This is a genomic window from Vibrio sp. 10N.222.54.E6 (genome assembly GCF_041473955.1).
Classification (GTDB): Bacteria; Pseudomonadota; Gammaproteobacteria; order Enterobacterales; family Vibrionaceae; genus Vibrio; species Vibrio tasmaniensis_A.
On sequence record NZ_JBFRTD010000032.1, the window covers coordinates 86,342 to 112,607 of the forward strand.

21 protein-coding genes and 1 tRNA gene are annotated in these 26,266 nt (G+C 42.6%); 8 read left to right on the forward strand and 14 right to left on the reverse strand.

The features are described from left to right. Positions 1–405 precede the first annotated feature (405 nt). Positions 406–1,122, reverse strand: a complete 717-nt coding sequence (locus AB4513_RS18245) for a GntR family transcriptional regulator (protein WP_009845448.1) — start codon at positions 1,120–1,122, stop codon at positions 406–408. A gap of 317 nt (positions 1,123–1,439) precedes the next feature. Between AB4513_RS18245 and mngA the strand changes: the two genes are divergently transcribed. From mngA to manA, 4 genes are all read left to right on the forward strand, one after another. Further along, complete coding sequence (mngA, locus tag AB4513_RS18250) at positions 1,440–3,374, forward strand: PTS 2-O-a-mannosyl-D-glycerate transporter subunit IIABC (protein ID WP_009845447.1); 1,935 nt, start codon at positions 1,440–1,442, stop codon at positions 3,372–3,374. 237 nt (positions 3,375–3,611) lie between these two features. Further along, positions 3,612–6,251: a mannosylglycerate hydrolase gene (gene mngB, locus AB4513_RS18255; RefSeq protein WP_009845446.1), complete on the forward strand. Its 2,640-nt coding sequence runs from the start codon at positions 3,612–3,614 to the stop codon at positions 6,249–6,251. Positions 6,252–6,296: 45 nt separating this feature from the next. After that, a complete protein-coding gene (locus AB4513_RS18260; protein WP_102258341.1) occupies positions 6,297–7,463 on the forward strand; it encodes a glycerate kinase in 1,167 nt (388 codons plus the stop codon). A 2-nt stretch (positions 7,464–7,465) separates the two neighbouring features. Then, positions 7,466–8,653, forward strand: a complete 1,188-nt coding sequence (gene manA / locus AB4513_RS18265) for a mannose-6-phosphate isomerase, class I (protein WP_009845444.1) — start codon at positions 7,466–7,468, stop codon at positions 8,651–8,653. Between the two features lie 393 nt (positions 8,654–9,046). Here manA and AB4513_RS18270 read toward each other — a convergent pair whose 3' ends face one another. Next, on the reverse strand, positions 9,047–9,337 hold the full coding sequence (locus tag AB4513_RS18270) for a putative quinol monooxygenase (protein WP_009845443.1): 291 nt from the start codon (positions 9,335–9,337) through the stop codon (positions 9,047–9,049). Between the two features lie 262 nt (positions 9,338–9,599). Next, on the reverse strand, positions 9,600–10,742 hold the full coding sequence (locus AB4513_RS18275) for a fatty acid desaturase (RefSeq protein WP_009845442.1): 1,143 nt from the start codon (positions 10,740–10,742) through the stop codon (positions 9,600–9,602). Positions 10,743–10,908: 166 nt separating this feature from the next. Here AB4513_RS18275 and AB4513_RS18280 point away from each other — a divergent pair, with 166 nt between their 5' ends. Further along, on the forward strand, positions 10,909–11,454 hold the full coding sequence (locus AB4513_RS18280; protein WP_009845441.1) for a GNAT family N-acetyltransferase: 546 nt from the start codon (positions 10,909–10,911) through the stop codon (positions 11,452–11,454). Positions 11,455–11,639: 185 nt separating this feature from the next. Here the strand turns inward: AB4513_RS18280 and ylqF are convergent, their stop codons facing one another. The 11 genes from ylqF to AB4513_RS18335 form a co-directional block, all read right to left on the reverse strand. Further along, on the reverse strand, positions 11,640–12,575 hold the full coding sequence (ylqF, locus tag AB4513_RS18285; protein ID WP_009845440.1) for a ribosome biogenesis GTPase YlqF: 936 nt from the start codon (positions 12,573–12,575) through the stop codon (positions 11,640–11,642). Positions 12,576–12,741: 166 nt separating this feature from the next. Then, positions 12,742–13,056 carry a cytochrome c gene (locus AB4513_RS18290; protein ID WP_009845439.1) on the reverse strand — a complete coding sequence of 105 codons (315 nt, stop codon included), beginning with the start codon at positions 13,054–13,056 and terminating at the stop codon, positions 12,742–12,744. 378 nt (positions 13,057–13,434) lie between these two features. Beyond that, positions 13,435–14,118, reverse strand: coding sequence for a helix-turn-helix transcriptional regulator (locus tag AB4513_RS18295; protein ID WP_009845438.1), 684 nt, complete (start codon positions 14,116–14,118; stop codon positions 13,435–13,437). Between the two features lie 95 nt (positions 14,119–14,213). Continuing rightward, a complete protein-coding gene (locus AB4513_RS18300) occupies positions 14,214–15,095 on the reverse strand; it encodes a hypothetical protein (RefSeq protein ID WP_009845437.1) in 882 nt (293 codons plus the stop codon). Further along, positions 15,085–17,577 (reverse strand): fimbria/pilus outer membrane usher protein, encoded by a 2,493-nt coding sequence (locus tag AB4513_RS18305; RefSeq protein ID WP_170962718.1) that lies wholly within the window; start codon positions 17,575–17,577, stop codon positions 15,085–15,087. Before AB4513_RS18305 ends, AB4513_RS18300 begins: the two co-directional genes overlap by 11 nt. After that, entirely contained in the window at positions 17,561–18,247 is a 687-nt protein-coding gene (locus AB4513_RS18310; protein WP_012600554.1) for a molecular chaperone, read from the reverse strand. The genes AB4513_RS18305 and AB4513_RS18310 overlap by 17 nt, the downstream gene beginning before the upstream one ends. Positions 18,248–18,249: 2 nt before the next feature. Beyond that, positions 18,250–18,975: a molecular chaperone gene (locus tag AB4513_RS18315; RefSeq protein WP_102258342.1), complete on the reverse strand. Its 726-nt coding sequence runs from the start codon at positions 18,973–18,975 to the stop codon at positions 18,250–18,252. A gap of 114 nt (positions 18,976–19,089) precedes the next feature. Further along, positions 19,090–19,587: a hypothetical protein gene (locus tag AB4513_RS18320; RefSeq protein WP_009845433.1), complete on the reverse strand. Its 498-nt coding sequence runs from the start codon at positions 19,585–19,587 to the stop codon at positions 19,090–19,092. A 77-nt stretch (positions 19,588–19,664) separates the two neighbouring features. Continuing rightward, on the reverse strand, positions 19,665–20,189 hold the full coding sequence (locus AB4513_RS18325) for a hypothetical protein (RefSeq protein ID WP_170962721.1): 525 nt from the start codon (positions 20,187–20,189) through the stop codon (positions 19,665–19,667). 789 nt (positions 20,190–20,978) lie between these two features. Then, positions 20,979–21,983 carry a low-specificity L-threonine aldolase gene (ltaE, locus tag AB4513_RS18330; RefSeq protein ID WP_009845431.1) on the reverse strand — a complete coding sequence of 335 codons (1,005 nt, stop codon included), beginning with the start codon at positions 21,981–21,983 and terminating at the stop codon, positions 20,979–20,981. Positions 21,984–22,022: 39 nt separating this feature from the next. Next, complete coding sequence (locus tag AB4513_RS18335) at positions 22,023–22,538, reverse strand: NUDIX hydrolase (protein WP_009845430.1); 516 nt, start codon at positions 22,536–22,538, stop codon at positions 22,023–22,025. 287 nt (positions 22,539–22,825) lie between these two features. On the opposite strand from AB4513_RS18335, the gene AB4513_RS18340 reads away from it, so the two are divergent. The 3 genes from AB4513_RS18340 to AB4513_RS18350 all read left to right on the forward strand — a co-directional run bounded on the left by AB4513_RS18340 (position 22,826) and on the right by AB4513_RS18350 (position 26,210). After that, positions 22,826–24,481: an ATPase RavA domain-containing protein gene (locus tag AB4513_RS18340; protein WP_012600558.1), complete on the forward strand. Its 1,656-nt coding sequence runs from the start codon at positions 22,826–22,828 to the stop codon at positions 24,479–24,481. Positions 24,482–24,493: 12 nt separating this feature from the next. Continuing rightward, positions 24,494–25,939, forward strand: a complete 1,446-nt coding sequence (gene viaA / locus AB4513_RS18345; protein ID WP_102258343.1) for an ATPase RavA stimulator ViaA — start codon at positions 24,494–24,496, stop codon at positions 25,937–25,939. A 197-nt stretch (positions 25,940–26,136) separates the two neighbouring features. After that, a tRNA-Cys gene (locus AB4513_RS18350) sits at positions 26,137–26,210 on the forward strand. The last annotated feature ends 56 nt before the right edge of the window (positions 26,211–26,266 follow it).

Here is a 26,266-nt window from a genome sequence, read left to right on the forward strand (position 1 = left end):
CTGTTGTTTGGGTGTTAATAAACAAAATTTGTGACTCCCTAGAATATAACTTGGATCACCTTTGCTTGTTTTAGTTTCATATGACAGGAAGGGTTGGATAACTTTAGCCGTTGATGTGCAAATGGTGATAATAGCGAGAAAAAGAGAGTTATGTGGGGCAAGAGACGAACGGGCGATTTGATGTGGGGAGCACAATCAAAGTGTTACAGCCTTATGATGTTTTAGAGTGGTTTTAATGCTATCGAGCACTACGCGTTGAAGCCTGGAGGGAGATTTAATTCTCGGTGATCAAATCACACAACGCGTATCTGGTGTGTGATTTGGTATTAAAGGCGAAAGAAGCTCTAAGTGTGGAAGAGCTTCTTTGGTGCATTCGTTTAGGTAAACCAAAGCCTATAGTATTGCTTACCTTTGGCGTCTTGCGACCAAAGTAAATCGGTAATCGTTAGACGTGAAGTAGTTACGGCTGTATTCAAACACCGTGTTATTGGCAAGGTAACCGCGAGTACGTTTTTCAATGATAGGCTGAGCTGGGTCAATACCTAGCTGTTTCGCAACATCTTCAGGCGGAAGAATCGGTACCAATTCCTGCTCACTTCTATCAATCACCATGCCTTTGGTGTTCTCAATAAAGTCGTACTTTGATGTCTGCATCACTTGATAGGTGAGATCTGGGAATAGGGCAACAGGTAACCAAGTTTCTTCAACCGTGATTGGATTGTTGTCTATGAAACGAACACGTTTTACGTAGAAAACCAATTCGCCTTCTTTGATATCTAAATGTTCAGACATCGCCAAAGAACACGGCTTCATTTCGAAGGCCAGAACTTCACTGTGTGTAACCACATCCAAATGCGCCCACTTTTCTTGAAAGCTCGACTGTTTGTAGATGTCGTAATTGATCTTGTTCTCTTTGACGTAAGTGCCGCTGCCTTGAACGCTTTCAAGCTCATCGTTTTCGATCAGTAGTTTCAACGCTTGCCTAACCGTCACACGGCTTACCGAGAATACTTCACGCAATTGCGCTTCTGTTGGGAGTGCTTCTCCAACTTTATATTCACCAGAACTGATCTTTTCTCTTATTGCATCGGCGATTTGGCGATACATAGGGAGTCTTGCCATTTTTGCCTCATTTGTGCGCTAGAACAACTAGACTTTGATTAACAACCTGTACCTTAAATACGTAAATTTGCTCTATATAAGCCTTGCTTTAAAGGTTAGTGTGAGCGTCGTATCGGCGTTTTGTAGTACATATAATACAAATTAAACGATACATAACAAGCTTTCTTAAAGGATTTTCCAATACGATTTAAATACAAATTAAATACAAATATGTATTGGTGAGATCGTGATCACGGATTAAATGTCTTGAAGTTGTATTATTCTTCTCGTCGACAGGGACGACTGTCGTACTAATCCGTGACTATGGGACAAAGGTTATGAAACTTACTACTCTAACGAATAAGTCGCTCGTAAATCTGCAAACTACGTTTAGCAGTCGAGAAGAAGCGATTTACGCACTTGCTGACCAACTGGATCAGCAAGGCAAACTGCATAACAAGCAAGAGTATCTTGATGCAGTATTTGCTCGTGAAGAGCAAGGCCCGACAGCGCTTGGCGAAGGCCTAGCAGTACCGCATGGTAAGACTGACGCGGTTAAAGAAGCTGGCTTCGCTGTAGCAACGCTTAAAGAAGACATGAAATGGAAAGGCTTGGATGAAGACGAAGATGTGAATCTTATCTTCCTAATTGCGATTCCAAATGCAGAAGCGGGCTCTACCCACATGCATCTGCTTACCGCACTGACAACTACATTGGTTGACGACGATGTTCGCGAAGCGGTATTAAAAGCGACAACCGCTGAAGAAATCTTTGCGCTTCTTGATGGCGACAATCAACAAGAAGAAAAACAAGACAACTTAGATACAAATGCACCGACAGTTGTATGTGTTACTGCTTGCCCTGCTGGCATTGCTCATACTTATATGGCGGCAGAATATCTTGAAAAGGCGGGCAAAAAGCTTGGCTATAACGTACATGTTGAAAAACAGGGCGCAAACGGTATTGAAGATCGCTTAACGGCTGAGCAATTAAACAATGCTGTGGCGTGTGTTTTTGCTGCTGAAGTGGCGATTAAAGAATCTGAGCGCTTTAACGGCATTCCTCGTATTGAAACACCAGTCGCAGAACCGATTAAACACGGTGAGCGCATTTTAAACGAAGCGATCGAAGAGTCGAAAAAAGGCAACGGTGCAGAGCGTAAAGTAGCTACTGATGATAAACCGAAGAAACTGCCACTGAAAACTGAGCTCAAACAAGCACTGCTTTCTGGTATTTCTTACGCGGTTCCTCTTATCGTTGCTGGTGGTACTGTTCTTGCGGTTGCTGTTCTTATCGCGCAAATTTTTGACCTGCAAGAGCTCTATGCAACAAAAGATTCTTGGCTATGGATGTATCGCAAACTAGGTGGCGGCCTACTGGGTACATTGATGGTGCCAGTACTGGCAGCTTACACAGCTTACTCATTAGCAGATAAACCGGCACTTGGTCCTGGTTTTGCCGCAGGTATTGCAGCAAACATCATTGGCTCTGGTTTCCTAGGCGGTGTTGTTGGTGGTTTGATTGCTGGTTACGTGATGCGTTGGGTAAAAGAGCATGTTCGCTTAGGCCCTGCGTTTAACGGCTTCCTTACTTTCTACCTTTATCCGGTGATCGGTACTTTGGTGGCAGGTAGCTTGATGCTATTTGTTATCGGTAAACCTGTAGCGTTCCTAAACCAAGGTCTAACGGACTGGTTGAACGGTATGTCTGGCACCAATGCGCTGCTATTGGGTGCGATTCTTGGTTTGTTTGTATCATTCGACTTAGGTGGTCCGGTAAACAAAGCCGCTTACGCATTCTGTTTAGGTGCAATGGCGAACGGTGTTTATGGCCCATACGCAATCTTTGGTTCAGTAAAAATGGTATCGGCGTTCACCGTAACGGCTTCAACCATGATTGCTCCACGCCTATTCAAAGACTTTGAGATTGAAACCGGTAAATCTACATGGCTACTTGGCCTAGCGGGTATTACCGAAGGTGCAATCCCAATGGCGATTGAAGATCCAATCCGTGTAATCGGTTCATTCCTACTAGGCTCTGTGGTTACAGGCGCGATGGTTGGTGCGGCAGGTATCGGTCTATCGACTCCGGGTGCAGGTATTTTTTCTATCTTCTTGTTACACGATTCAGGTTTGGGCGCATTCTCTGCTGCTGCAATCTGGTTCGGTGCTGCGCTTGTCGGCACAGTGATTTCAACTGTTACTCTTCTGATGTGGCGTGGTCATGCTGTAAAAAAGGGTAAGTTTGAAGCAAGTACTGCAACACAGAACTAACTAAATTTTGAGCTAACTTCTAACTCGCAATTAAAACACCATATAAAAAATAACGAACAACTTGGCTGTCCTAAATACCTGTGCTCCTAACGGTTTTATTCACACAGATTCTGGGCGTGGTTTTCTGCACCCTAAATTTAGTGGCAGCCAATTTTAACCCCTTGAAAAACTTTAATTTAGTCGTATTTGAGTTCGAATTTTAGATTTACTCGAAGCGACACATTTAGGTAAATGATTATGACTACATCACGCGTACATATTACTCCACACATGCACTGGGATCGTGAATGGTATTTCACAACAGAAGAGTCTCGCATTCTTCTTGTGAACAACATGGAAGAAATCATGAACCGTCTGGAGAGTGATCCAGAATACAAATACTACGTTCTAGATGGTCAAACCGCTGTTCTAGAAGACTACTTTGCGATCAAACCAGAGAACACAGAACGCGTAAAAGCATTGGTTGAAGCGGGCAAGCTTATTATTGGCCCTTGGTATTCTCAAACCGACACAATGCAAGTTTCTGGTGAGTCGATTGTGCGTAACATGATGTATGGCATTCGTGACTGTATGAAATTTGGCGATGCAATGAAGATCGGTTACCTACCAGATTCATTCAGCATGAGCTCACAGCTGCCGATGATCTATAACGGTTTCGACATCACGCGTGCAATGTTTTGGCGTGGTTGTTCAGAGCGTCATGGCACCAACAAAACAGAATTCTTATGGCAGTCTAATGACGGCAGTGAAGTTACGGCACAAGTGCTTCCGCTAGGTTACGCAATTGGCAAATACCTTCCACAAGACGAAGAAGGCTTGCGTGCTCGTTTAGATAAGTACTTCCCAGTGCTAGAAAAGCCATCGGTAACGAAAGACATTTTGCTGCCGAATGGCCATGACCAAATGCCGATTCAAAAAGACATCTTTGAAGTAATGGACAAACTTCGCGAAATCTACCCAGATCGTGAATTCTCAATGAGTCGTTACGAAGAAGTGTTCGAGAAAGTAGAAGCGGCGCGCGACCAACTCGACACAATTAAAGGCGAGTTCAACGACGGTAAATACATGCGTGTTCACCGTACGATCTCTTCTACGCGTATGGATATCAAACTGATCCACGCAGAAATCGAAAACAAGATTGTAAACATCTTAGAACCACTAGCGTCTATCGCTTGGACATTAGGCTTTGAATACCACCATGGTTTGATTGAGAAAATGTGGAAAGAGAGCATGAAGAACCACGCTCATGACTCGATTGGCTGCTGTTGTTCTGACAAGGTTCACGCTGAGATCCTAAACCGTTACATCCTTGCGGACGATATGGCGACCAACCTGATTCATTTCTACAAGCGTAAGATTGTTGACCACATGCCAGATCGCGAAGGTTGCGACAAGTTGGCGATGTTTAACCTTTCTCCATATGAGCGTGAAGAAGTGGTTAACACGACTATCACTATCCGTGCTCAAGAGTTCTCTATTTTTGATGAAAACGAAAACCCTGTTGAATACTTCATCCAAGATAAACGCCAAATTGACCCAGGTAAAGTAGACCGTCAAATCGTTCACTACGGTAACTACGACCCGTTCATGGAGTTTGATATTCAGATCAAACGTACTGTGCCAGCGATGGGCTTCACCACGTTACACATCCAAGGTAACGAGAAGGGCGCAGTAAAAGTTGCAGAACAAAAAGACTACTTGCTAGAGAACGAGTACTACCGAATCAATGTAAACGACAACGGTACTCTGACTATTTTCGATAAAGAGACAGAGCAAGTATTCGACCAAGTACTTCGTTTAGAAGACGGTTCTGATGACGGCGATGAGTACGATTACTCTCCATCTCGTCAAGAATGGTTGCTGTACTCAGATGAGTTCCCGGTAGAAACATCGATTGATCACCAAGGCTTTCAATCGGTAGCGAACATCGCTTTCCGCATGAACGTGCCTGCAAACCTTGCAGAGCGTGAAGAACGTACGGGTCAAAACGGATTCGTTGAAGCGCAATGCCAAGTGGTATTGAAGCAAGGTTCTCGCCGCATTGAAGTTCGTATGGAACTAGACAACCAAGCCGACGACCACCGTGTACGTGTGCTAGTACCAACGCCATTCGTTTCTGAAACTGTGGTTGCAGATAACCAGTTCGGTTGTATTACTCGACCAACCAATGACCCTGCTATGGCGGTTTGGGAAGAAGAGAAGTGGAAAGAAGCGCCAGTTCCTGTGTATCAGTCAATGAACTTCGCAGCGCTAGAAAACGGCAAAGCGGGTATGGCGATTATGTCGAATGGCCTGCGTGAATTTGAAGTGATTGCTTCGCAAGGCGACGATAATAGAGATACGTTCGCACTAACGTTATTCCGCGGTATCGGTGTATTGGGTAAAGAAGAGTTATTGCTTCGTCCGGGTCGCCCTTCCGGTATCAAGATCCCGACACCGGACTCACAAGTACGCGGCAAGTTAGTGTGTGAATTCACTCTATGCGGTTTCTCTGGTAACCATATTGACGCGAACGTCATGGCGCAAGCACGTGACAATGTCACTCAAATCGAATGCTACAACAAGATCCCTTACAACGCGATGAAGCTGAATGTGGGCGAGCAAAACCTACCGATGAGCTTCAGCTTGTTATCGAAGCAACAAGCAGGTGCGGTACTGAGTGTACTGAAGAAAGCGGAAGATGAAGATGCGTTGATCATGCGTGTCTACAACCCGGCAGAAACAGGTTCTGTGTCAGATTCAATTTCGTTCACTCAAGCAGTTTCAAGCTGGAAAGAGACAAGCATGGATGAGCGCGTACGCGAAGGTGATGTAGCAACTGAAGACTTCGGCCAGCTGGCATCTTGCCAAGCAAAAACATTCCAAGTCAAATTCTAATTTCAATCACCCGCTCATCTTGGTGGGCGGGAATGGTGAACGACAATGAAAATTGTAATTGCCCCCGATTCATTTAAAGAATCACTCGACGCGCATCAAGTTGCGTCTTGTATTGAGCGTGGATTTGCCGACGTTTTCCCTCATGCAGAGTTTGTGAAAATGCCACTCGCTGATGGTGGTGAAGGCACGGTAGACGTGTTGCTAGAGGCGCTCAATGGTAAGAAACAAGGGTTGCAAACGATGGACCCAATCGGACGTGAATGCACAGCTTACTGGGCGTCGTTAGAGCAGACTTTTGATGGAATTAAGGTGAAAACTGCCTTGTTGGAATTTGCTCAAGCATCGGGCTTAGACCGATTAACGGTAGAAGAAAGATCACCTTTAACTGCATCTTCGTTTGGCACAGGGCTATTGATTAAAGATGCTTTAGATCAAGGCGTTGAACAAATCATTATCGGCTTGGGCGGTAGCGCAACCAACGATGCAGGTGCAGGAATTTTACAAGCATTGGGAGGCAAGTTATTAGACAAGCAAGGCAACGAGCTATCTGGTGGCGGCGCCGAGTTAAGCCAGTTAGCAAGCATCGATCTTGATGGACTGCACCCTAGATGCAAAGAAATCACGTTCGTGGTCGCGTGTGATGTGAATAATCCACTGTGTGGCGAAAGCGGAGCCAGTGCCGTGTTTGGTCCACAGAAGGGAGCATCAAAAGCTCAAGTTGAACAACTTGATATTGCGATCGGTCACTTTGCCGATATCGCTCAAGTACATACGGGTACTAATCATCGCGACACAGCTGGTTTTGGTGCGGCTGGTGGTACACCTCTGGGGTTAAGTCTTGCCTTCAATATCCAAATTAAAGCGGGTATTGAGATGGTATTAGATGCTTTGGATGCAGATAAGGTTCTTGAAGGTGCTTCACTGGTCGTGACCGGAGAGGGGCAGATGGACAACCAAACCCTGCAAGGTAAAACACCTTTCGGTATCGCTCAGAGAGCTCAAAAGCTGAGTATTCCAACCATTGGAATAGCGGGCTCTTTGGGGCAAGACGTTGAAAAGCTTTACGGTTCAATGTCTAGCTTATTTGGAACCGTACGTTCACCTCAGTCTTTAGACCAAGTTTTATTAGAAGCGAATCAAAACCTGACTCGTACTGCCCGTAATATCGCCGCCACGCTCAAGCTTGGCAGCCAGATTTTTAATGAGAAGTAATTATGTCTCTATTTAAACTCGACAACGTTATTCAAAACTACGCATGGGGAAGCAAAGACTCCATTAACCAACTGTTTGGTATTGTGAACCCAAACCAAGAACCTCAAGCAGAAATTTGGATGGGTGCTCATCCTAATGGTTGCTCCAAAGTAGGCGATACCGGTGAGCCGCTTTCTCACATGATTGATGAAAATAGGATCGATGTCTTAGGTGGGTACACGGCGGCACGTTTCGGTGAGCTACCTTTCTTATTTAAGGTGTTAGCAGCTGAAACACCGTTGTCGATTCAGGTTCACCCCAACAAGCGCAAATCAGAATTAGGTTTTGAGCGAGAGAATGCACTTGGCATCCCTTTGAATGCGTCTAATCGTAACTACAAAGATCCAAACCATAAGCCTGAGTTGGTTTATGCGTTGACCTTTTACAAAGCGATGAATGGCTTTCGTCCAATCGACGATATTATTGCCTTGTTCGAAGAAGCCGATATTCCTTCGTTAGCGATTGAACTTAATGTGCTTAAAGCCAATGCCGACAGTGATTCTCTGAAGTCTTTCTTTAGCGCCATTATGTCTCTTGAAGGTGACCGTAAAGCGTCTGCGCTTAATGAGCTTTATGCTGCACATGCGCGACCAGCTAAAACGGTCATGGGGCGTGAAGCTCTGCAATACAGCATTGAATTCAAACAGCACTATCCGGGTGATATTGGTTTGTTTGCCCCATTGATGCTCAACACGGTTGAACTGGCGCCCGGTGAAGCGATGTTCCTGTTCGCAGAAACACCTCACGCTTATGTTCAAGGCACAGGTTTGGAGATTATGGCAAACTCAGACAATGTGCTGCGCGCCGGTCTTACACCCAAATACATAGACGTTCCTGAGCTTATCGATAACACGATCTTTGAGCCGATTAAGCCAGAAGATATTCGTCTTAAGCCTGTATTGAAAGAGGGCAAGATGAGCTATCCGATTCCAGTGGATGACTTTGGCTTTGATATCTTGTCTGCGACTGATGAGAGCAAGTCACAGTATTTACGTAGCGCGGAGATCTTGTTCTGTGTGGAAGGAGAGGCGACCGTCACTTCAGAAGGACGGTCAGTTTCTCTTAAACCCGGAGAATCGGTCTTTGTAAGTAGTAATTCAAGTGTTTACCAATATCAAGGGAATGGCATTTTGGCTCGTGCTTTTAACTAGTGCCCCCGTGCTAGCGATCAGCAAAAGAAATGTCAGAGTGCCACTGTAAAGAGGCACTCAATATTGGATTGATGGTTGTTATACCAATCACAGTAAGTAAGTGATCAGAAATAGCGCAGGAAAAAGACTGGAGAACAAGGCAGAATTTTTCGATAAGTAGTTATTCTACAATCAAAAATTCTAACGCAGTTATCAAGTTTTTGAACCAGCTAGGCTGACAGTTATTTACTACGATTGGTATTATCTATCTGTCTTTGACAGTCATGATTATTGACCATACCCGCTACTCTGGCGGGTTTTTTCATTATTAGAATGAGCGGATATAAGCTTGTAGAAACGAAAAACCCTGCGATCAGAGCAGGGTTTTCTATTGAATCAGTACTGAGTGACTGGTTAGGCAATGTGCGTCATTTTATTAAGCACAAAGGTTTCAATACAACCTTCAGTCGCAGCCATGTACTCAGCGATGTGTTGGCTCGCTAAGTGTTTCTCTAGGTGAGCTTCAGACTCCCAGTTCTCATGAAAAACGAAGTGAGCAGGGTTACTGTTATCTTGGTGTAAGTCGTAGTTTATACAACCGTCTTCAACACGGGTTCTATCGATCAATTTAATCATCTCTGATTTAACTAGCTCAGTTTTGTCTTCTTTAGAGACGATCGTTGCAATAATAGTCAGTTTGCTCATTTTCAATTCCTTAGATTTAAACTCAGTAAGTTAAAGTAATATAAGTATAAATTCAGGTTGAAGAAAGAGTTCTGGAATCCAATAACTATGGTTCTTGAAGTCCACAATTTAGACTTGACAGTATTTGGCTAATGGCTAATGGCAAATAGGTTACGCTCATAAAAAAGCCCTCATAGTAATATGAGGGCTTCAAATAAGAGTCAAGCAGTGTCGTTACTGGTACATTAAGCGGACTACTCAGCCTTAAGTATATTGTTCTACCTTAAGCATACTGTTCCACTGTCATTGCCCAATTTTTTTTCTGTTGCTCAAAATTCATTTTGATTTGTTGGTAACGAACTTTAAGTAGAGAGTGTTCGTACTTCTTCACAACATCTTCGCGTTTGCTTTCAAGTAGCTGCTTTTTGACTTCGTAATACTCGTTCATGTTTGATACTAGAGCATCGAATTCTTGTTGAAGTTTGTCCGCGATTTGCTGCTTGTCGGCACGATGCATGATCTTTTGCTGCGTGCGTTTAAGTAACATTGATGCTTCTGCTTTTTCGATACGAGCTTGAGGGGTTTTCTTAAGCTTGCTTGCCAATCCCATCAAAGAAGCACTCTTGATCAACCATTTTGTAGGATCGTATTGCCACCAGTAGATGCCGTTGCGGTAATCGTTCTCAAAGATGTGGTGGAAGTTGTGGTAGCCTTCGCCAAAAGTTAGAACCGCTAACACACCGTTATCACGGGCCGTGTTTTTGTCGGTAAAAGGTTGGCTACCCCAGATGTGAGCAAGAGAGTTAATGAAGAATGTCGTGTGATGGTTAAGCACCAAACGAACAGCACCTACGATTAACAACATGCCAAGTACGTCACCGTAAATAACACCCAATGCGATAGGAACACCGAAGTTCATTAGCAATGCCAACAGAACATAGTGCTTGTGCTGCCACATAACAATTTTGTCTTTCTTTAAATCTCGACAATTTTCATAATTTTCATACATCGAGGTGCTGTAGTTACGAATCATCCACCCGATGTGAGAATACCAAAAACCACGTTTTGCTGAGTATGGGTCTTTGTCGTTGTTATCTACATGTTTGTGGTGCACACGGTGATCAGAAGACCAGTGTAACGCGCTGTTCTGCAGGGCAAATGCGCCACCTAGTGCAAACAGGAATCTTAGGCTTGAATGCGCTTCAAACGCTTTGTGTGACCATAAGCGATGATAACCCGTCGTGATTGAAAGGTTACAGAACGTAAAGCAGATCGCTAGCCATATCCAGTGCTCCATACCATAGCCAAAAAAGTAGCCATAAACGGGAGCTGCAACAACAGCAAGCAGCATACTAAAAGAGAATACAAAAATATTGAGCCAGATTAATGGCGGCTTTTTTGTAGATTGTTTGTCGGCACTATTCATTAGCAAATTTCCATTGAGCTTACATCTGTGCGCTAGAATATCAGCGTACACGTGTAAGTCAATATTGAAAGTGTAAACGTGTATTAGTATGTTTTGCTTAAATATTGTATAAAGGTAGTGTGAAATGTAGTAGCAAGTCATAAATGGAAGTACTAAGGGCTAATAAATGGAAATTAAGGTAGCTGAATATAAAGATTATGAGCGGATTGCCCAATTACACGCGGATAGCTGGAAGCTATATTATCGTGGCATTCTTGCTGATGATTACTTAGAAAATGATGTTTTGGAGGACAGATCTGTTATTTGGCAGACTCGTTTGATTAACCCTCCTTTTAACCAACATGTTTTATTGCTTGAAGAGGGCGGTTTACTGGTTGGTTTCGTCTGCGCGTTTGGTAATCACAACTTTGAGCGTGGCACGTTCATCGATGCGTTACATGTAGATAATGCCTATCGCGGTCGTGGTGTTGGTAAGCGTTTATTGTCTGAATTATCGAAGTGGTTGCAGCAATACTATTCGGATTCAGGTCTGTACCTAGAGGTGATGTCTGAAAATCACCAAGCGATTGCTTTTTATCAAGCGATTGGTGGTAAAGAAGAGCTAGAGCAAGTTTGGAATGCACCATGTGGAAGTCAAGTGAATGAGAAGGTGATTTCTTGGAGCTCTCCCGTTGAACTTGAACAGAAAACAGCAAGCATTGTGTATTCTTAGTCACTTCAAGTTGAATAATGGTTCCTTGCTCAACAGCTGCCTCTTACTGAAGTTGCTTTAAAGCTGAAGAACAAACCAAAAAGCCCCGAGCATTAAATTGTTCGGGGCTTTTTTGATTAGATTAGACACTTCAATTATTTGGCACTTAGTCGCACCATGTGATTTTTTCTTAAAACGAAGAGAGATTAACGCTTGTTCTTCAAGTAACGCTTACGACGCTCTTCTTTTTTCTTAATCTGTTGTTCGGCTTTCAGCGCAGCCGCTTCTTCAACTTCGATCAGTTCTTGTGTGATCATTTCTGGTAGCTCTAACGTTACTTTACCTAAAGTACCATTACGCAGTTCGTGAAGTAGGATTTCCGAACATTTGTGAATGTCGATATGACCACCAGCACGAAGTGCGCCACGCTTACGACCAATCGCTTCCATTAATTCGATGTCAGACTCTGGAAGCTCTTCAATTTGGTAGCGTTCTTGCAAAAGGTTAGGGTATTGCTTTGCAAGGTACTCGACTGTGTAGAATGCCACTTCATCGTATTCCATTGCCGTATCTTTTACAGCGCCTGTTGCAGCCAAGCGGAAGCCACTGTGTGGGTTTTCTACTTTAGGCCATAGGATTCCAGGAGTATCTGAAAGGATCACGCCATTTTGTAGATTGATACGTTGTTGACGACGAGTTACCGCAGGTTGGTTACCAGTAACCGCGATCGTACGTCCCGCTAAACAGTTGATGATGGTCGATTTACCCACGTTCGGGATGCCCATGATCATTGTACGAATGTTCTTACCCATCTGTTCACGGTGCGGTGCTAACTTACGCACGAGCTCCATAACGTGGTTCACTTCTTCTTTAGCGCTAGTAGTAATCGCAATCGCTTTAACGCCTTGCTCTTTCTCGAAGTGCTCAATCCAACGCTCAGTAAGCTCAGGATCCGCAAGATCGCGCTTGTTCAACACTTTTACACAAGGCTTATCGCCGCGCAGTGAAGAGATCATTGGGTTTTCACTACTGAACGGGATACGAGCGTCCAGTACTTCGATGATCACATCAACCTGTGGGATAACTTCTTCGATTTCTTTACGGGCTTTATGCATGTGACCCGGAAACCATTGAATAGACATAGAGATAAACCTTGATAAATATATTTGCTGCACATTGTAAGGGTTGGATGATACGTGTAAAGGTATATCTCTCCCGACCTTCAATGAGCTCAGTGAGTTTGCTTGAAGTATAGGCGACTTAGTGATGTTTATTTAACTTAGACTGATCTAATGAAGGTGAAATCCATTACTGTTGTGAAGCATAAAAAGCCGCAATATCTTTCAAGTCTTGATCATTGAGTTTACTCAGTTGTGTTTGCATCATCTCAGCGTAAGCGCCTTGTCTATCACCGTTCTGGTAAGCTTTCATTGTGTTATAGAGGTAAGTTGAATCTTGGCCAGAAAGTTTTGGGTAAGCAGTGTTACTTGTTTCACCCGTGGGGTTATGACAGAAAATGCAACTTGGTGACTTCATTTTACCCAGTTCAGGATCGCCAAAATTAGAGGCATGAAGGCTAGGGGAAAGAGTGAGTAATAGTAAAGTGAAGGAACGGTAAGTCATGCTTTTGCTCCGGTAAAAACATAACAATAAAGCTTACCCTAAGGGGAAGCTCAAGTCCGAATTGCTTTAGATGCTTAATGCTTTAGATATTTTAGAAGCTAATAGTGTTGACAGTTACAACTGACTTCGTTCTGTTAGGCGAGTAGAGGGCTTAAGAAGTGATGTTTTGTGAGTTCAAAAATTCTATTCGTACCTTAGAGGGCAGAATGTAATTAAGTCACTGGTGATATGATTTAAACTTCGTTGTTCAGTCTAACTGTGATTTTATGACGGAGGGGGATAATAGAAGATCACCTTTTCAAGGGCCTAAATTATAATACGATCTGTTGTAAAAATAACTGCAATCCAGTGTCTCTATATTTGTGACTCAAATATTAACTACATGCCTGGTTGTATAATAGTCTCTAAACTATTGATAAAATTTGCTTTTCTTATTGCTTCTTTTCGGTTGGTTACGTTTATTTTTTTATATATATTATATACATGCGTTTTTACTGTACTTTCTGAAATAAATAGTTCACTTGATATCTCTAAATTTGTATCTCCTCTGATAACTCGTTTAAATATTTGAGCTTCTCTTTTTGTAAGGGTAGATAATATTACCTGTGACTTGAATGTTTGGGAGCGCGCATTGGATAAAATATGCGACATTAACTTCCTCGGTAACCATAGGTCGTCATCACAAACCGTTTTCAAGCAACGTGTAAGGTGTTCTACAGGAGCATCTTGATAGATTATGCCCTTTATATTAAACATGTTGAATAGTTGCATTACGGTAATACTCTGTCCGGTAATATCAGAGGGAACGTCATAGATTACCCATTTGTTGGACTCTACTTTTGATAAGGTGATGTAAACATCTTTGATGTCAGCTAAGAGTAAGTAACTAATGAGAATGACATCAAACGTCTTGCGATGATTCGAACGTTCAATGCCTGAAATACATTCGCGACTAAAACAAAAGTCACTGTATTTCTCTATTTCTCGTTGAATAAACTGGTTATTTATACCGTTATCGCCAATTAGGAGCATGTGCTTTAAATTATTTTTACTGTTATGCATACTTTACTCCGAAACTGACAAATCGTGTTGTGATTATATGATACTGGGTTTTATATAATTGCGTTGCATATCTCAGGATTTATATAATTACATATTTAAGGCTGCTGTGAAAGGAGGGGTTCTATAGAAATTTGTAATGTATCGTCATATATTCCTCCCGGTTTGTTCTCTGTTTCCCCAATTACAAAACTCAAAGGAATAGGTTGACCGATCGTAGCCGAAATACGCTGAATTTTTGCATCAAGTTGACCGAGGTTTACTCTATCGTTATCTAGGGAAAGTTCGTATGGAATATCCCATTTTGTCTCATCAGATTCATGACGTAGCATCCCTTGATGGGATGATTCCAATACGATGGTATACGCTGTATTACTTTGCACCCATAGGTTCGGTGCAGAACGAATAATCTTGTTTGAATATAATGTTCCTAGATCAAGGTCATAATGCTGTTGAGTTAACCCATAAAAGTGAACTTTTGCAGCTGGTGGCACGGTAACAGATACTGGGAGTGAGCTAGGGCTAATCTCTATTTGTTGGTTGTCTGAGGTATAAGAGGGCGACACTTCTAAAAGCCCCCGGTAGGTTCCTGACGCTAGCCACTGTTTGCTTGGGAAACGCATTTGTATGGTTGTCGAAGGTTGACTGTCGGTTAATGATACATGCCACTGATTGGCGATTGGCACACCCACTTGTCCACTCCACTCGAAGTTGAGTTTGTCTTGGTTTACCCCTTTTAACGTCCGACTAGTATCATTAAGTTGTAGAACCAAACTCAATTTACAGTCTTCGCCAATTATATTCGCATCGATCCTGTAAGTATTAATTGTTGCGTAATTACCAGTGTTGAAAACGTCGTATTGAGACTGGGATGAGACGGGTTGAATCGTCAATGCACTAGCTTCACATGCTAATACAGAGGATACAGAATTTATGGCGATGAGGAACCATCCTCCCCACCGAAGTTGTTTAATCCACATACACATCTCCTAGTCTGATCAAGTTGTCACTGCGCTCGCTGAGAGTAATGACGGCTGACTCTTGTCCTTTAGTGTCAAGAATCAGTTGATATTTCCCTGGCTTTAACCCAGATATCGCAAATATGCCACTCCGATTGGTAAAGAAGTCAATCGGTAACTGTTTAGCTTCACCAAGGTAATGTGCTACACCAGCGACAAGTGAAATTGGATTGTTATTTTGACGGTCGTATAGCTTACCAATCACGGTTAAGACAGCATCGGAACCAATTTGTAGTTGGAAGCCCCGCTTGTAATCAGGCTTAACCCAAAAAGCACCATCCCCCAAATCATATCCCGGTGGTAAGTTATCGACCTCATAACCGATGACTTGGCTATTATAAGCAACAAGATCAGGGACCATGGCACTGGCATCTCCGTTAAGGTAAACGCGTGCGTACTCTCCATCTTTTGTTGGGTCTAATGCCACGTCATTCTCTGCGAGGCTTTCGTGCTTGCTGACAATAGCGAATGCTTCTCGGACTGGTCTGCCGATCGTTACCGATGAACCTGCAAACGCAAGTGCACTGCTGATGGTCACGTCGGTACTGTGGTTTCTTGTGTCACCACTAATGTCGTCAAGTCGCGAGGCATGGGTGGCACTCAATTCGTAACGGTTTGCTGTATAGTTAATACCAGCGTCCATATCGGCGTCCGTTTCTTCATTCGTAATGACACTCGCAAAGCCTGATATCCCTCCGGTGTTACCTATATTATTCTGATAGCTGTAATCTAAGGCGGCTTCTCTTAGCTCTGTACTGTAACGACCGACGACACGAGTTTGTCGGCTAAGAGGCCAACTTATGGTGAGCGTAGTGCTGATGTCATCGTCTTTACTGGCGTGATCTTGATAGCTAACACGGGCACTCCAAGTCGCGTGAGTATCAAACAGTCCGTCCGATAAACTCGGGCTAATTAGCCAATAGTCGTTCTCTTTGTCTATTCCTAAACGGTAATTGACTGTCATGGCGGCACGTAATGATCGACTTAGATAAATCGAACCGAATGCAGAAGCATAATGAGTGGTTAAGTTGATGTCTTTATCGGAGGCGCCAAACCCAGCAACACCAGTAAAATTGTTGCTCAGATACTCATAACTAACACTCAGTTGTGGAGCCAGTGTATTCTTACTGGAAAATTCCGCATCGAATGCAAATTTGTAAGCATCGCCATTTCCTAATACAGGATGTTCGCTACGTGAAGCATTGAGTTCAGTGACTCCCCATCTAGAAGCGATGAGTGCGGTAGTACCATATTGGTATAAATCTTCACGGGTTTGAAAGTTGGTACCTAACGTTAACCAAGGGTTAATCCCCACATCAATATAACCATGGAAAATACGCTCATCGGTTAGGTATTCTAGTTGTCCATTTTGGAGTTCAGAGGGTGCTCCGTACATAATGCTATATTCAAACTCACCGCTATTGAGCAAGTCGTTACCCGTCGCAATAGAAAACTCGATACGCTCTTCGTTTCCAGAACGATCGGTAATGACGAGTACAATATCGTTACTACCTTGCGCAAGAGGTATATCACTCAGGTTGTAGCTACCAGCGCCTAAAGTTAGTCGTTGGACTGCAATCCCATCTATATAGACATCGACATTCGAGGCTCTTTGAAGTGTGAATGATTGATTGGCTCGTGGTCGTGCATTTCTGGTTGGAATCAGTGTGAAATCTCGAGTTAAGCCAATACCAAGTATATCGGTACTGTCCTGAAAAGATTGGCCACTGTTGTACATATCGCCGAGCACAAGTCGTGTACCTTGCTGTGCAAAGTCAATATTAAGACGAGTTCCTTCTCTCACATATTGTGACTTTTTCGATGAACCATTTTCTAAATAGGATTCATATTCAAAATTGAAAAAACCAATGTTAAGTGCAGAGTCGAATTGACTGCGATAAAGATCTTGCCTTGACGATTTTTGATCGACATATTGGCTCTCATTGGCGGAAAGGGCGACGTTAACGTATCCGCTTAACAGACTTGGCTCAGCATAGTTATAAAAATCATCTGCGCCGTTCATCGAGAGTTGTTGGGTTAAGCTAAATTCTGGCGGAACCGTCACGATACATTCCAACGAAGAAAAGTCGAAATTTAGTCCCAGCCCTACGCTCATAAAGTGGTGCTGCGACAGCATCTCATCGTCTGTCGTCTCATGGAGCTTACCAATACCTTCTTGAGTGACGACAGACGAAAGGAGAGACAGCGTACTTTCCTTTGGCAAAAGAATTTGGTTGTTTGCGGTAATGATAATATCCGCTTCACCAAGAATGGTGTCACTTATCCTTAGTAAAGAGGTAAGTTGAATGTCGCGTCCTGTCGGGTTCAATACCATATCCTGGCCCCAAGTTACAGGGCTTAAGGCGGCACAATAAAACAGTACTAATCCCAAGACATAGAAAACTTGCCACATCTTGTGAGAGGTTTCAGTTTTCATATCCATGATAAGTGCCTACTGGTAAGTAATTTAAAGAAGAAGGCAAAGTAATAGTCGAGCGTGGTGGAATAAACTGTTCACCTAAAGCCTCATGTACCTTTTGGTTCTGAGATTCGAGCCCCTTAAAATGAAGTAACGATGTATAGGTAAATCGCGACCCTGAATTAGTGAGTGTTAGTTTTCCTTGTTCATCTATATGTAAGTTCACGTCAGGCTCTAGCGAGGATGAGTGAATGTGCAACAACGCATTGTAGTGAACTTGCAAATTGATACCGGTTGTTAAACTGGTAGGACTGTCCATTTTTTCGTTGTTTTGACCAATATTTAAGGTACTGAAACGAACAAAGTAACTTTGGGAAGTTTCGAGTTGGCGGTTTCCCAACCATTGTATACGGAATACTTGACGTTCACCGGGTGCCAACATAGCGGCAGGTGGAAACACAAACATCACCTCACTCGATAGATCTATTGTTTGGAACGTACCATCAGGTAAGAATTTCAAACGACGAACGTTAGCTTCAAGTGGGAGATCCCGCGTTGAGTTGTTAGTCACAACCAGTTGCGATGTTGCCCTGTGATCGGTATTGAGTTCAATGACGGTTGGAAACAGTGTTATGCCAAGCGCTTGTCCACACAGAAAACAAGAAATGAACCCACCAAAAATATAACGTCTCATTGCTACTGATCCTGCTCGATTTCAATCGATAGCGTCTCTACATTGTAATTTTCAAGTGGCTGCATTTCGAAAAAACGAGTGGAATAGGGAAGAACTAAAGTTCCTGGAATACGTTTGGCGATTTCTACGCCTTTTAAATAGGTTGATTTTTTGCCGTCAGAAATTTTCCATGTCGTATTGGTTAACCGACCATAACTATTACCGCTGTTCAGTACTTCAAGGACCCATTTGTTATTCTTGTTATTTGGTTCGATACTTTTAATTTCTAGTTGAGAGGCAGTGTTCTGAGGTCGCACGTTGATAAGCGTATTAAACTGAAGTAACAGACTCACTTGCCCTTGGTTGCTACTTGCTCTTTGAACTTTCACTTGCTTAACAGCAATACGAAAAGCTTTTGACTCTGTAATGGACGGATCGCCTAAATATCGGACCATAATAGATTGCGAACGTCCAGGCTCTATAATTGCAGTTACTGGAATCACTAATAGCTCGTCATCTGCAGGCGTCGTGGTCTCTTTTCCGTATTCATCCATAGTCATAAATACTGGAGACAGTTCGACTGTGAGTGGTTCGGTAGACGAATTCTCAACCCTCATTGTCATTTGAGCTCTTTTACCAAGTGGCGTCATCTCCATAGACATCGGCTCTACTTTGAACGCATGAGCTGACAAACAAGTGAGTGACAATAATAAGAGAACAGTCCATTTATGCATGATCCATTTATACATCGCGATGAGCTCCAAATTAAACTAGAGTCGTAATACAACTGAGGTTAAGTTTTAATACAACAAAGGCTTAGATGAAGTCGGAGGCCAAATAATAGCCCCCGACTTATTCAACCTCTAATTTGAGGTGATATTTACGGTTAACGTATCTGAATAACCACCTGCCCATGGGGAGGTTTCTGTTGTCACAATATCAATGGACGCGGCAACACCAGTCGCCAATACTCCTGAACCACCATAAGAGTTACTGATTGAAACGTCATTTAGGCCTGGGCCTCCTGGCGCATTAAGCGTGAAAGGAGCTAAGCCTGAAGGGTTAAATGTTGCTTCGTATGTAAGAGCGTAGTCTTCGCTATCATCGGACTCTAGACCACCCTCAGCACTCGTCAGTGTTACAGTTGCACCATCGACGTCATTACACTTCATGTTAAGGCCACTAACAGAAAGGTTTTGAATTTGAGATACATTACCAAAGTCCATCAGTTGTGTTGAAAGACCAGTAACTTCACATACAGGTGAAACAAAACCAACTAGCTGGACATCACCAGGAGCGGCTTGAACTTGAGCACCAAAAATAGCTGTGACTGTTGCTGCGTAGAGTGTTAGCTTTTTCATTAGAAATTCCTTTATCTTAAATGATTGGCTCGAATACTGCTGAGCGTATGTTGTTCTGCAGATACATTGCAGAGCTTTTACTTGGTCACGCTATGAATCGAAGGGTAAACTTCGATCTCAATAACGTCTTGATAATAACCCGCGAAACGCAAGCTATTTTCGAGTGCTACCCTAAGGCTCCCCTGTTGAGAGAAAGGAATAACACCAGAACTGTTTATCATTACTGGTGAAGTAAGTTGGCTGCTGTGCCTACTTTCATAAAGCCGAAGCTCGTCTATTTGTAATGACAGATTATAAGTTTCAATAATATCAACCCCTTGGTGCTGATATTTTAAGCCTCCATATTTTGAATTAATCGTTATACCCAACGGACGGTTACAATACATATTAAAAGGCAATAGTTGCACATCATGGTGTTCCGTAAACTTCATGACATTGCCAGAAAAGAAATTTATTTCGCATCGATCTTTGATCTGGCCATTAATTCCTAACGTTAAGGTGTTAGCACTGGTGTAGAATGAAAGTGACAGACTAAAAATTAACGTTGAGACGATGAATTTGTGAATAAATACGAATGCTCTAATCATCATTTCACCTCTCATTGATTGATTGAATGTAACCTGTTGCTTAACTTTCAAAACTATAAGTGCTTTAAAAAATGGTGAAGTAGTAAAAAAAGTTTATTATTTAGACGAAGTATGAGTTTTAGTATGAGTTTAAGGTAAGGTATAAATAGTACATTTTTAGATAATAATTTTGTTTTCAATTAGATAGGCAGTTTTTGACCCACAGTTAAATTCACGAGTGGATTTTTATTAATTGATAAAATTAGAACTATGGTCTACGGCGTTATTTTTGGTTAATTTTTCGATGGATTATTCTTCCAGGAATATTTTATTTTTAGTTTTATTCACTGGTTTATAATTTGAATGTGACGATTTTTAATTGTAATAGTGAAAAGTGGCTATCTATATTAGTTGGTAATTTCTATTTAAATTAGCCTCTTACGATGTTTTTTTAGAATTGGTGTGTTTTATTCTTAAATACCGTACGCATGGCAAATAAAAATTAAATTATTACGATTAAATTATTTGATTTTATCGTGCATGAAAAATTTAATCTCACAAATGAAAATCGAAATTTAACGATAATTTAATACTTAAACGCAGGTTTAATACATAGAAGGTATTCACATAGGCCAAAACAAGATTGCGTTCTGTTGCAGTTAATTTAGTTGAGTCTATTAGGCAGATTAGTCGGTATAGGTATAGGTATAGGTATAGGTGAGGTGGCTATTTTTCGGTGGAAGAGGTGAATGATTTTTTTAAAAGACTAAAGCTTCGTAAGGGAAGCTCTAGTCTTAATTGCTTTAATGCGAATCTTGTTCAGCGTTAAAGCGCACTTTCCAACTTAGTTAGGAAAGTCGCGATGTCTTTTGAACTGATATCTCTATGAGTAACAAAACGTACAGGGTTACCTGGTGACATTGTAATGCCTTGCTCTCCTAACTCCCGTGCGATACGGTTAATATCAATCGACTGATCTAACTTCGCAAACACAATATTAGTCTGAATGAAATCAGGGTTAACTGAGAAACCTTCTAACTTGCTTAGACCAATCGCTAGTTTTTTTGCGTTTTCATGGTCTACTTTAAGTTGAGCCACGTTCTCCGTGAGCGCCATTTTACCTGCTGCAGCAAGAATACCAGCCTGACGCATACCACCACCGACCATTTTACGCAATCGACGAGCTTTAGCGATGTACGCTTTGCTACCAAGAAGTAGAGAGCCAATCGGAGCACCCAAACCTTTTGATAAACAAATTGTCATCGAATCGAAGTGTTGTGCGATCTCTTTAATGTGAACATCTAGTGCAGCCGCCGCGTTATAGACACGCGCGCCATCTAAGTGCATTTGCAGGCCGTGTTGGTTTACGAACTCACGCGCTTCCGCTAGGTAAGAGACTGGCAGCACTTTACCATTGATTGTGTTTTCTAAACTAAGAAGCTTAGTACGAGCAAAGTGGCTGTCGTCTGGCTTAATCGCTGCAGCAAGCTTTTTAAAATCTAACGTGCCGTCAGGGTTGTTCTCGATTGGCTGAGGTTGAATCGAGCCTAATACTGCAGCGCCGCCAGCTTCGTATTTGTAGTTGTGCGCTTGTTGGCCACAAAGGTATTCGTCACCACGCTCACAGTGCGCCATTAAACCCAGTAGGTTGGCCTGTGTGCCGGAAGAAGTGAACATAGCCGCTTCAAAACCGGTTTCATTTGCAGCCCATTGTTCCAGTTCGTTGACGGTTGGGTCATCGCCATATACATCATCGCCTACTTCTGCATTTGCCATTACATCACGCATAGCTTGCGAAGGTTTAGTTACGGTGTCAGAACGAAAGTCCATGTTTCTCTCCTAGAGTACTTTAGGTAGTCATATAATTGGCTATAGATGGCCACATAGTTGGGCTTTGCTTAAACAAGCGATGGTTTTGGTATCGGTAATTTGATCGTTGCGAATTTTATGTTGCAGTTCTTCCAAGCTAAGTTCGATAACCTCTATTACTTCATCTTCATCACATTCAAAGCGGGTAGTAAGGCTTAAGTCTTTTGCGATGAACAAGTGTTGGATCTCATCACAGAAGCCAGCTAAAGGGGTAACTTGTCCCAAGCTCTGGAAATAAGTTGCACTGTAACCCGTTTCTTCTTCGAGTTCGCGTTGTGCACATTGAAGAGGTGTCTCATCAATTTCCATCGTGCCAGCAGGGAGTTCCAAAAGCCATTTTTTAAGAGAAGGACGAAACTGGTTAATGAGGATGATTTTTCCAGACGAAGTGATAGGAAGAATAACGGCCGCGCCGGGGTGGTTTATTGTTGTATGTTTTACCACGACGTTCGTAGGGAGCGTCACGTTCTCTTCTATAAGAGAAATACTTTTCCATTGATGGATAACTTTACTCATGCAATCTGGCCACTTTCCTTGCCAATTTTTCTTATAACTGAAGACGTGTACCACCATAACGTCTATGGTGTCGAAAATAAAAGAAAAATTAGGGTTAACAATAGATTTAGTTTCACACCATTCGTGATGCTACTCTCATAATTGGAATCTATGATTGCGCGAAAATTGCAGCTTAACCATCTGATATAAAGGCAACTAAATAATAAAAGATACTTGTAACAAAGTGCTAACAAATGTATAAAAACGTATCTACACTCTCAACTGTTCAAAGATTTTCGGAGTAACGCATGAACCCTTCTATTTCCTCACATGCTGACAAGGCGCTACTCTCTGAAAGAATCAATAAATTAGCGCATGCTCTCTCTGATGGCGTTTATGAAAGAGAAGACACCATTAAGCTTTGTTTACTGGCGGCTCTGGCTGGCGAAAGTGTGTTCCTATTGGGCCCTCCGGGTATCGCAAAAAGCCTTATCGCTAAACGCCTCATCCAGGCTTTTGACAACAGTAGCTACTTCGAATATTTGATGACACGTTTCTCTACTCCTGAGGAAGTGTTCGGCCCACTAAGCATTCAAGAATTAAAAGACAACGGTCGTTACGTAAGGCTGACCGAAGGCTACCTACCAACCGCGCAAGTTGTATTCCTTGATGAGATCTGGAAAGCAGGCCCTGCCATTCTCAATACGTTACTGACTGTGGTTAACGAAAAGACATTTAAAAATGGCGCAGACATTGAGCGCGTGCCGATGCGCTTGTTGGTTTCAGCGTCTAATGAACTTCCAGATGAAGACAGCGGCCTAGAAGCACTTTATGATCGAATGTTAGTTCGTGTGTTCGTCAACCGTATTCAAAACAAACAAAACTTCAAATCGATGCTAACGACAGGTACTTCTCAAGAAGCCGTCATTCCAAAAGGGTTAGCGATTACAGACATTGAATATCATCAATGGCAGAAAGAACTCGATAATCTGGAGCTGACGGATAACTCGTTTAACAAGTTATTTGAGCTAAAAACCATGCTTGAAGACACGGTTAAGAAGCAAGGTTCAGCATCAGAGTCGGATTTGTATGTTTCGGACAGACGCTGGAAGAAAGCGGTTAAACTATTGAAAGCGAGCGCATTCTTCAGTGGCCGTGATAGCGTTAACCCGCTCGATATTATGCTTCTTCAAGATTGTTTGTGGCATAGCCCTGAATCTCGCGATGTGGTTCGTAGCGTTGTAAAAGATTTTGCGTTGAACCGAGCGTTTGATCAGCAAGAGTCTAAATCTCAAATCGAAATGTCTCGTGAAGAGCTAGAAGAGATTCAAGATGATGTTGAATCGACTCTGTCGGTGTCGCTCTCTGTGGAGTCAACCAGTGGCTTACGACGTAAAGACGTTTACCAACATGATATCAAGAACGCGAAAATGTACAGCGTCGGTAGCGCATACAATCTTATTAAATTGGTTATGCTGCAAAGCAATATGTCGGTGTCTGAATCTGAGAAAGGCGATAGTCGTTGGGTGTATGTAGCCAAAGATGATTTTGACCGTGTTCTAAAAGAAGGTCATGGCGACATTTACGGTTACGTAAACGAAAACAAAAATCTATGCCGTTTAAAGCTCGACTTGGATGCATCGAATCAATTAGTGATCAAAGATATTGCTAATCGTTCTGTATTGGTGAGTGTGGTGACTACTGACGGTTTAGATCAAGAACTGTATAACAAGTGGTTGAACGGCGCTGAGAAAGCCCTAGAACAGTTAACTGCAGCTGAATTCAAGTTAAAAAGAGTACGCACTGAATTCCATGACGCATTACCGCATAACTATATTGACCCTGATTTACCGAAAGCGATGGAATCAAGCTTACAGGCGGTAACACAAGAGCTTGAAACGACAAAAGTGAAGAGTAGCAAGATCGCGCAACGCATTAAGTTCATGAGTCAGTACTTTGAGTAAGAGGGGGAGCATATGTTAGGAGCTGACGGCTTAAACCTCGCTTTGATGGTGGCTGACTCTGGTATCATTGATACCGCGATGAATGATCTTATCGCTCGTTCTCAAGTGATGATGGCTGCTGAGAATAAAGGTGTGAAAACATCAGTCAAAAACCACTTAGTTAAATGGCGCGGTAAAGTAAAAAAACGCGTCACTAAAGTGTGTGAAACCGACCGTTTCCAAGAGGAAATCGCACTTTACCAAGAAGTGATTTACTGGGATGAATCTCAGTTTTTTGACGAGATTGATCGCGTTATTAAGAAGCTGGAGTGGCACTCAGCATTTTATCTACAAGCAAGACGTTTGATGGAAAACAATAAAGGTGTTTATAACGCGATGTTTCCACATTACTTTTGTGATCAATGGTACCAATCGCTGTCAGATGCCATCAAACAAGCTCAAGTCACCGAACTCGAAACAAGCAAAGAAAAAGTCTTAGCTGATCTTTATCAGCGCATGGAAACCATGAAAAACATGGACAAAGTGACAGAGTCGGGCGATGAAGGCAGTGTAGGGCGTTTGTGGGACATGGCATCGGCCAAATTAAGCAAAACAGACCTAACCATCATGAAGCGCCACGCTGAGTTTCTGAATAAGCACAAGGGTTTGCAAGAGATCGCAGAAAAACTAGGACGTATGGCTGGTGAGGAAGATGATCCTTCGCTACACAAAGCTCCTGTAGAAGAACTGCAGATGGTTGAAGAGAAAAGCGATGAAGCGGTCGATGATATTGTTGGGATTCACGAAAGTGATGATCTCAACAAGATGCTGCCAAACGAAACCATGTTCCTCGCTTACCCTGAACTTGAGGTTATCTTTTATAAGCACTTGGCCGACAAGCGTTTATTGAGCTATCGTTCGCAAGGTAAATCACGGACATTACGTAAAGTAAAAGCGCAAAAGCCTGATAGCAAAAACGTCGATATTGAAAAAGGGCCGTTCATCGTCTGTGTGGACGCTTCTGGTTCTATGAGTGGGTTCCCAGAGCAGTCAGCCAAAGCAATGGCTTACGCTTTGATGCAAATCGCGCTTGCGGAAGAGAGAGACTGTTACGTGATTCTGTTCTCTTCTGAGCAGATTACCTATGAGTTAACAAGGCAAGATGGCCTGCGTGAAGCGAGCGACTTCTTAAGCTATTCATTCCACGGCGGTACGGATCTAGAACCTGTACTCATGAAGTCGATTGACCTGATGACGGGTGATAAATACAAGAACGCAGATTTGATCGTACTTTCTGACTTTATCGCCCCTAAGCAATCTGATGAAATGATTGCTCAGGTTGAAAAATTGAAAGAGCACAAAAACCGTTTCCATGCGGTTAGTCTTTCTAAGTATGGTAACCCTCAACTTATGACCATGTTTGATCACTGTTGGTCGTATCATCCAAGTCTCGTTGGCCGCTTCATGAAGAAGTGGTAGCGGTAGAACATCTTATTTAAATCGTTTTTGCTGTGTGTTTTTTGATTGAAGAGATCGAACATGCAGCAATTTGATTTAAATGTCAGCAAACAGAATTTAAATTCACATTTTTGTTTGACTATCTTCACCCAATCCGTAAAGTAGGCACCCGAACACAGCGGGGCTAACGTTTAGTCGGTTCTAACGTGTTGAAAAATGGCGCCTTGGCAGAGTGGCTATGCAGCGGATTGCAAATCCGTGGACCTCGGTTCGACTCCGGGAGGCGCCTCCATTCTTTCTCTTACGTTTTGATAAGGTAAGAAATTAGAAGAATGAAAATGCGATACT